Annotated in this window: 6 protein-coding genes; 4 read left to right on the top strand and 2 right to left on the bottom strand. The window is 72.9% G+C overall.

Annotation, left to right across the window (positions count from 1 at the left end; translation table 11 throughout):
• Positions 1 to 19: 19 nt before the first annotated feature.
• From CCN56_RS37055 to CCN56_RS37045, 3 genes are all read left to right on the top strand, one after another.
• Positions 20 to 589, top strand: a complete 570-nt coding sequence (locus CCN56_RS37055) for a TetR/AcrR family transcriptional regulator (protein ID WP_086832106.1) — start codon at positions 20 to 22, stop codon at positions 587 to 589.
• Positions 590 to 715: 126 nt separating this feature from the next.
• Positions 716 to 1,426, top strand: coding sequence for a ribonuclease HII (locus CCN56_RS37050; protein WP_086832105.1), 711 nt, complete (start codon positions 716 to 718; stop codon positions 1,424 to 1,426).
• Positions 1,427 to 1,532: 106 nt separating this feature from the next.
• On the top strand, positions 1,533 to 2,165 hold the full coding sequence (locus CCN56_RS37045; RefSeq protein WP_086832104.1) for a hypothetical protein: 633 nt from the start codon (positions 1,533 to 1,535) through the stop codon (positions 2,163 to 2,165).
• 173 nt (positions 2,166 to 2,338) lie between these two features.
• Here the strand turns inward: CCN56_RS37045 and CCN56_RS37040 are convergent, their stop codons facing one another.
• Both CCN56_RS37040 and CCN56_RS37035 read right to left on the bottom strand, forming a co-directional pair.
• Complete coding sequence (locus CCN56_RS37040; RefSeq protein WP_086832103.1) at positions 2,339 to 2,968, bottom strand: hypothetical protein; 630 nt, start codon at positions 2,966 to 2,968, stop codon at positions 2,339 to 2,341.
• Positions 2,969 to 3,196: 228 nt separating this feature from the next.
• Positions 3,197 to 5,380 (bottom strand): RecQ family ATP-dependent DNA helicase, encoded by a 2,184-nt coding sequence (locus tag CCN56_RS37035; RefSeq protein WP_086832102.1) that lies wholly within the window; start codon positions 5,378 to 5,380, stop codon positions 3,197 to 3,199.
• A 142-nt stretch (positions 5,381 to 5,522) separates the two neighbouring features.
• Between CCN56_RS37035 and CCN56_RS37030 the strand changes: the two genes are divergently transcribed.
• On the top strand, positions 5,523 to 6,963 hold a 1,441-nt coding region (locus CCN56_RS37030; RefSeq protein WP_107484289.1), incomplete at its 3' end, for a DUF4192 domain-containing protein.

Raw genomic sequence — 6,963 nt, 5'->3', positions numbered from 1 at the left:
CCGGCCGGAGGGGGCGGCGCTGCGACGCCGCGGCCCCGTGCTCGAGCGGGCGATCCTGGAGGCCACGCTCGACCAGCTGGGCCGTGTCGGCTGGAACGGCCTCACGATGGAGGGCGTCGCGGTCGGAGCGCAGACGGGCAAGGCCGCGGTGTACCGGCGGTGGTCGTCGAAGGAGGACCTCGTCGCGGACGCCCTCCAGGCCGGACTGCCGGCGCTCGATGAGGCTCCGGATACCGGTCGTGTGCGTGAGGACCTGTACGAGCTGTGCCGCCGGGTCCGGGACGTGATGTACTCCAAGCCCGGCTTCGCTCTGCGCGCTGTGCTTCACGAATGCGATGCCGAGTCCGCCGAGCGCTTCCATGGGCTGATCGAGACGGGTGTGATCGAACCCTCGAAGCGTCTCTTCCGGGACGTGCTGCGGCTTGGAATCTCGCGCGGAGAGGTGCGAGCCGATGCGATCGACGACCTCGTCCTCGACGTTGTCCCCGCCATGATGATGTACCGCTCCAAGGTGTGCGGAAGCGAATGGCCGGACGATGAGATCGCCGCTGTGATCGACCGGATCATGATGCCCCTGCTGCGCGCCTGAGCGGGGCCGGGGGCTTCTGGGGCGGGATGACGACGGGCTCCGGGGCGTCGTGGGACGGGTCTCGGGGCGTCTGCGGCGAAACCGGGTATCGCGGGTGGCGTCAGGCGGCGTAACCTGTCTGGCGCCATGCCGTACGAACCTCCCACCCACACTGTCGAGCGGTCGCTCCGAGCCACCACCGGCGCCAAGATCGTCGCCGGGGTCGACGAGGTCGGACGCGGGGCGTGGGCCGGTCCCGTCACGGTGTGCGCGGCCGTCACCGGCCTGCGCCGGCCCCCCGAGGGGCTCACCGACTCGAAACTGCTCACACCCAAGCGCCGGAACGCGCTGGCCGCGGAGCTGGAGGGGTGGGTCACCGCGTACGCGCTCGGCGACGCCTCTCCGCAGGAGATCGACGAACTCGGCATGACCGCGGCGCTGCGGCTCGCGGCCGTCCGGGCCCTCGAAGGCCTTCCCGTACGGCCCGACGCGGTGATCCTCGACGGCAAGCACGACTACCTCGGCAGCCCCTGGCAGGTCCGTACGGTGATCAAGGGCGACCAGTCCTGCATCGCCGTCGCGGCCGCCTCCGTCATAGCGAAGGTCCGGCGCGACGCCCTCATGGCGGAACTGGAGGCCGAGGGCGACCGGTACGCGGCTTACGCCTTCGGTGCCAACGCGGGCTACCCTTCGCCGGTCCACAAGGCGGCGCTCGAAGAGCTGGGGCCCACCCCGTACCACCGACTCTCCTGGTCGTACCTGGACGCGCTGCCCCAGTGGCGCCACCTCAAAAAGGTCCGCCTCTCCGCCGAGGCGGCCGCGCTGGAAAGCGGGGGCCAACTCGGCTTCGACTTCTGAACTTCCGGTCACGGGGCCCTGCCGAAGGGTCGCCCACGCGGCCGGGGTGCACATGTGTGCCCACCCGCCGGTGCTCCGCGCAGCGGCGTTTGATAGACATCCATTCATGCCTCTCATCCCCGAGGAGCCTCAGATTCACGAGAGCGCCCAGGGTCCCCGCGCCACCGCGGCCGCCGGCCGCCCCGCGTCGACCCCCCGTCCCGTACCCGGCCCGCGTTCCGCGGCCTCTCCGCGTCCCGGACGCCCCGTGCCCGGTCCGGCCAGGCCCGCCGTGCCGGCGCCGCGCCCCGGTGCCGGGCAGTCTCCGGCCGAGCGCCCGGAAAATCGTTCCGACCAGCGAACCACCCCGCAGCTCCAGCTGATCCCGGCCCCGGTCGACGGCGCGCTCGACGCCGCCGAGGAGGCCTTGGACCTGCTCCTGGAAAGCGGACGGGCGCCCGGCGAGATCCTGGTGCTCACCACCGGCGACCCGCACCCGTGGGCGGCTCACGAGCTGTCCTTCGGTGAGGCCGCCTACTGGGCCCAACAGGACACCGGTGACGACGTGTTCTTCGCCGACGCCTCCGCCGTGGAGCGGGCCGCCGCCCGCCCGGTGGTGATCGTCGCCGTCAACGGCGGCGACGAGGCGACGGCGGCCAAGGCGCTTCCGTCGGCGATGGCACGCGCGGGCGCGCTGCTCGTCGTCTGCGGTGACCCGCAGCGCATCACGGCGCTCCTCGGAGCAGGCGCCGGCGTCTGACCGACCGCGCTCCTCCGCCGGACCCCACCGGGGCCGGCGGGGGCGTCGGTCGGGGCCCTGCGCCGCCCCGTGCGATCAGCGGGCAGCGGCCCTCCTTGGTTCACGCGGTCAGAGCGCGGCGCCCCTCCTGGTCCATGCGGTCAGAGCGAGGCTGCCCGTCCTGGTTCACGCGGTCAGCGTGCGGCGGCCCGGCGCAGGGGTTCCGTCGCGCCGCTCGCGGTCCTCGGCGTGAGCAGGCCGAGTTCGGCCGGTCCGTCACCCAACGGCAGGGGAAGCGAGTCGGAGCTCGGACGCCGGCCACCCCGGCCCTCGCCGAGCACCTGCCAGCCACCCCCGGTCAGCGTGATGTACGCGCCGCAGCGGAGCCCATGCAGTGTGCAGGCGTCCCGGAGCCCCCACATCCAGGCTCCGTCCTCCTCCGTCCAGCGCTCGTCGCCCTCGCGGCAGTACAGCAGGACCGCGGTCCGCACGGGCGCGCGTCTCCGGAGGTCATGCGGAATGACCCGCCGCAGATGCGCGAGGAGCGCGTTGCGGAACTCCCAGCCGTCCGCCGCGACGGGACGGCGGACGAACGAGGCACTGGCCGTGAGCCGTTCCTCGTGGTCCAGGACGGCGATGACCGCCGTCGAGGGCGTGGGCGCGTGGCGCGAGTGCAGTCCGCTGACGACCTCGCGAGGATTCCGCAGCAAGGGAATTCCCGCCGCGGCCCACTCGGAGGGCTCGAGCATCCGAGCGAGGCGGCTGGCGGACTCGGACGACGATCTGAGCGAGGCGGCTGTGGGCGGAGCGAATCCGAGGGTCACGGTCCTCCCTTCGGATACGCGCCCGCTGAGCGGGCAAGGTCGGGTGAGGGCGCACCACGGCACAGTCCTTCCGGACCGCTGACGGGCCGTGCGGGGCGGTTTCCCAATTCTTGCGGGCCCGTGCGCGAGCGGCAACGAGCAATTGAGACCGCTGACGGGATTGAGTCGGTATGCCACTCATATCCCTGCCCAGTTGCCCATTGTTCACTCCCCGTTTCCTCTCCTGTTTCACCCCTGGACGGCGAGCACCAGCGGAAACACCCCCTCCGCTCCGGCCCGCCGCAGCAGCCGCGCCGCCACCGCCAACGTCCAGCCGGTGTCGGAGAGATCGTCCACGAGGAGAACCGGTCCGCCGGCGCCGGCCAGCCGCCCTGCCAGCTCCGGAGACACCGTCAGCGTCCGCTGCAGACCGACGACCCGCTGGGCGCTGTTGGTCCGCGAGAGCCGGAGCTCCTCCGCCTCCGGCGCGTACTCCACCACCCCTAGGAAGGGCATCCTGCCGATCTCGGCGATCCGCTGTCCGAGCGACCCCACCAGACGCGGCTTGCGGTGGGAGGCGACCGTGACCACGCCGGCGGGCCGGGCCGGCGCGTCAGGCGCCCCGGAGGCCCACCCCCCGGGCCCCTTGGCCCAGTCGGCCAGCACGTGCACCACTGCCTGCACCACATCGTCCGGGACCGGCCCGTCCGGCATGCCGTCGGCCAGCATCGGACGCAGCCGGTTGCCCCAGCCGATGTCCGAGAGCCGCCCCAGGGCCCGGCCGCCGAACGCCTGCTCCCCGAGCGGAATACGGCCCTTCAGATCGACCCCGACCGCGGCGAGTCCGGTGGGCCACATCTTCCGGGGCTCGACCTCCACGCCGGGCCGCCCCAGCTCCCCCTTGGCCGCGTCCAGCGCCGCCTCGGACACCTTCGGGTCGAACCGGGCGCCCTCGCAGTTGTCGCAGCGACCGCACGGAGCGGCCTCCTCGTCGTCCAACTGGCGCCGCAGGAACTCCATCCGGCACCCGGTCGCCGCCGCGTAGTCGCGCATCGCCTGCTGCTCGGCCGCCCGCTGCCGCGCCACCCAGGCGTACCGCTCGGTGTCGTACACCCAGGGCTGTCCGGTGCTCTCCCAGCCACCCTTGACCCGGCGCACCGCGCCGTCCACGTCCAGGACCTTGAGCATGGTCTCCAGCCGGGTCCTGCGCAGCTCGACCAGCGGCTCCAGGGCGGGCAGGGACAAGGGCCGGCCCGCCTGCGCGAGCACGTCGATCGTGCGGCGCACCTGCTCCTCCGGCGGAAAGGCCACCGAGGCGAAGTAGCGCCAGATCGCCTCGTCCTCCTGCCCGGGCAGGAGCAGCACCTCCGCGTGCTCCACCCCTCGCCCGGCCCTGCCGACCTGCTGGTAGTACGCGATGGGAGAGGACGGCGACCCGAGATGCACCACGAAGCCCAGGTCCGGCTTGTCGAAACCCATGCCGAGGGCCGAGGTCGCCACGAGCGCCTTGACCCGGTTGGCCTGGAGATCGTCCTCCGCCTGCTGTCGGTCGACGTTCTCCGTCCGACCGGTGTAGGAGGACACGGTGTGTCCGCATTGGCGCAGATAGGCGGTGACCTCGTCGGCCGCGGCGACCGTCAGCGTGTAGATGATCCCGGAGCCGGGCAGCTCGCCGAGGTGGTCGGCGAGCCAGGCCAGCCGGTGCGCGGCGTCCGGCAGCCTGACCACGCCCAGACTCAGGCTCTCCCGGTCGAGGGGCCCGCGCAGGACGAGGGCGTCCGTGCCCGCGCCCGTACCGAGCTGCTCGGCCACGTCTGCCGTCACCCGGGCGTTCGCCGTCGCCGTGGTCGCCAGCACCGGAACACCGGAGGGCAGGTCGGCCAGCATCGTCCGCAGCCGGCGGTAGTCGGGCCGGAAGTCGTGGCCCCAGTCCGAGATGCAGTGCGCCTCGTCGACCACGAGCAGCCCGGTGGCGGCGGCCAGCTGCGGCAGTACCTGGTCGCGGAAGTCGGGATTGTTGAGCCGCTCAGGACTCACCAGGAGCACGTCCACCTCACCGGAGGCCACTTCCTCCTGGACCGTCTCCCACTCCTCGGTGTTCGAGGAGTTGATCGTCCGGGCGCGGATGCCCGCCCGGGCCGCCGCCTCCACCTGGTTGCGCATCAGCGCGAGCAGGGGGGAGACGATCACGGTCGGGCCGCTGCCGCGCTCGCGGAGCAGCGAGGTCGCCACGAAGTACACGGCCGACTTGCCCCAGCCGGTCCGCTGGACCACCAGGGCCCGGCGCCGGTCGGCGACCAGGGCCTCGATGGCCCTCCACTGGTCCTCGCGCAGTCTGGCCCTGCCGGTCGGGTCGGAGACGAGACGGGCGAGCACGGCGTCGGCGGCGGCTCGGAGGGCGGTGCGGTCTTCCAGCGGGGCTGCTTGGGTCATACCCCCATGCAACCCGATGCCTCGGACATCGTGCGAATGAGCCGTCGAACCTGTGGATAACTCGATGGGGCGGCGGATGCCCCGTTCCGGGAGTTATCCACAGGGGTTTCGGATTTCGGGAGATCACGAGACCGTCCTGACCATGAACGCGAATCACCACGAATCCAGTGGACTCTCCCGTACCCAGCAGATCACCCTGCGTGGCCCGGCGGAACTGGCCGACGCCCTGCCGTTCGTGCTGGGCTTCCATCCCACCGACTCCGTCGTCCTGGTCGCCCTCCACGGCGAGCGCGGCCGCTTCGGCGGCCGTGTCAGGCTCGGGATCCCACGCTCGCCCCGGGAGTGGGCGTCCACTGCCGATCACCTCGCCGAGTGCCTCGTCGAGGGCGGCTCCCGATCCGGCACGCGGCCGGACGGCATCGTCGTCTTCCTGTGCCAGGACCCCGCGCCTGGCGAGACGGGCCGCAGGGTCATGGAGCGGCTGCGGCCCTTCGCACAGCGCCTGCGGACGGCCTGTGGCGCCCTCGACATCCCTGTCTACGAGGCCCTCTGCATCACCGACGGGCTGTACTTCTCGTACTGCTGCCCAGACCAGCGCTGCTGCCCGCCGGACGGCACCCCGCTCGCGCTCAACGGCACCTCGGTGATGGCGGCGGCCGCGGCGTACGCCGGAATGCAGGTACGGGGCTCCCTGCGGGACATGGAGGCCCGGCTGAAGCCGCGCGGCGGACCCGGCGACGAGGAGCAGCGGGCCGCCCTCGACGCGGCCGCCGCCTCGATCGTTCCCCGGATCCTCGAGGGCGCCGAAGGGAAGGGACGGGAAGAGGTGCGCGAAGCGACGTTGCGTCTCGCCCGCGGGATCCTCCGCCGGTTCGTCAGCCCGAAGAGCACACAGAGCCCGCAGAACCAGGAGAGCCCGCAGGGCCCGCAGGGCCCTCTGGGGCCGAAGAGCCCGGGGAGCGCGGACGGCCAGGCCGGCGCGGCGGGTGCGCTGAGCACGGCGAGCCCGGTGCGGCCGATCGTTCCGGGACGGCAGGCCGGTGTCGTCGCCGACGACGCCGCCGACGACGCCCTGATCACGACCGACGAGGCGGCCGCTCTGGTCCTCGGTCTGCAGGATCGGGTCACCCGGGACCGTGTCGCCGAGTGGATGGAGGGCTGGGAGGGGACCGCCGCCCTGCGGCTCTGGCGCGTCCTGGCCCGGCGCTGTGTCACGCCCTACCAGGAGCATGCCGCCGCGCCCCTCACCCTCGCGGGCTGGACGGCCTGGTCCCTGGGCGACGAGCCGACCGCCCGCGTCGCCCTCGGGCTCGCCCTCGACGCCGACCCCGAGTACGTCTTCGCCCGGCTGTTGCACCAGGCCTGCAACGAAGGTCTTGACCCCGAGTCGCTCCGCTCCTGTCTGAGGAGCGAGCGGGACGCCCGGACTGCCTCGGAACAGGAGGTCCCCTCGTCCTCCCGGCGGGTCCGGATGCGGGCGACCCGCAGGCCGGGCACTCCGCAGGCCCTCAGGAAGCCGGGGCGGCAGACCGATGGGAGCGGGCGCCGGAGGACCGCCGGAGTCCGCCCCGGCTTCCTGAGGG

This window comes from Streptomyces sp. NRRL B-24572 (assembly GCF_002156145.1).
Classification (GTDB): domain Bacteria; phylum Actinomycetota; class Actinomycetes; order Streptomycetales; family Streptomycetaceae; genus Streptomyces; species Streptomyces vietnamensis.
Note: the sequence above shows the minus strand (reverse complement) of the source record. Positions and strands in the feature narration are given on the sequence as shown.

What these genes read in the sequence shown, in the direction of transcription:
- CCN56_RS37050 (WP_086832105.1), top strand. Translation starts at nt 716, where the DNA reads ATGCCGTACGAACCTCCCACCCACACTGTCGAGCGGTCGCTCCGAGCC.
- CCN56_RS37045 (WP_086832104.1), top strand. Translation starts at nt 1,533, where the DNA reads ATGCCTCTCATCCCCGAGGAGCCTCAGATTCACGAGAGCGCCCAGGGT.
- CCN56_RS37035 (WP_086832102.1), bottom strand. Translation starts at nt 5,380, where the DNA reads ATGACCCAAGCAGCCCCGCTGGAAGACCGCACCGCCCTCCGAGCCGCC.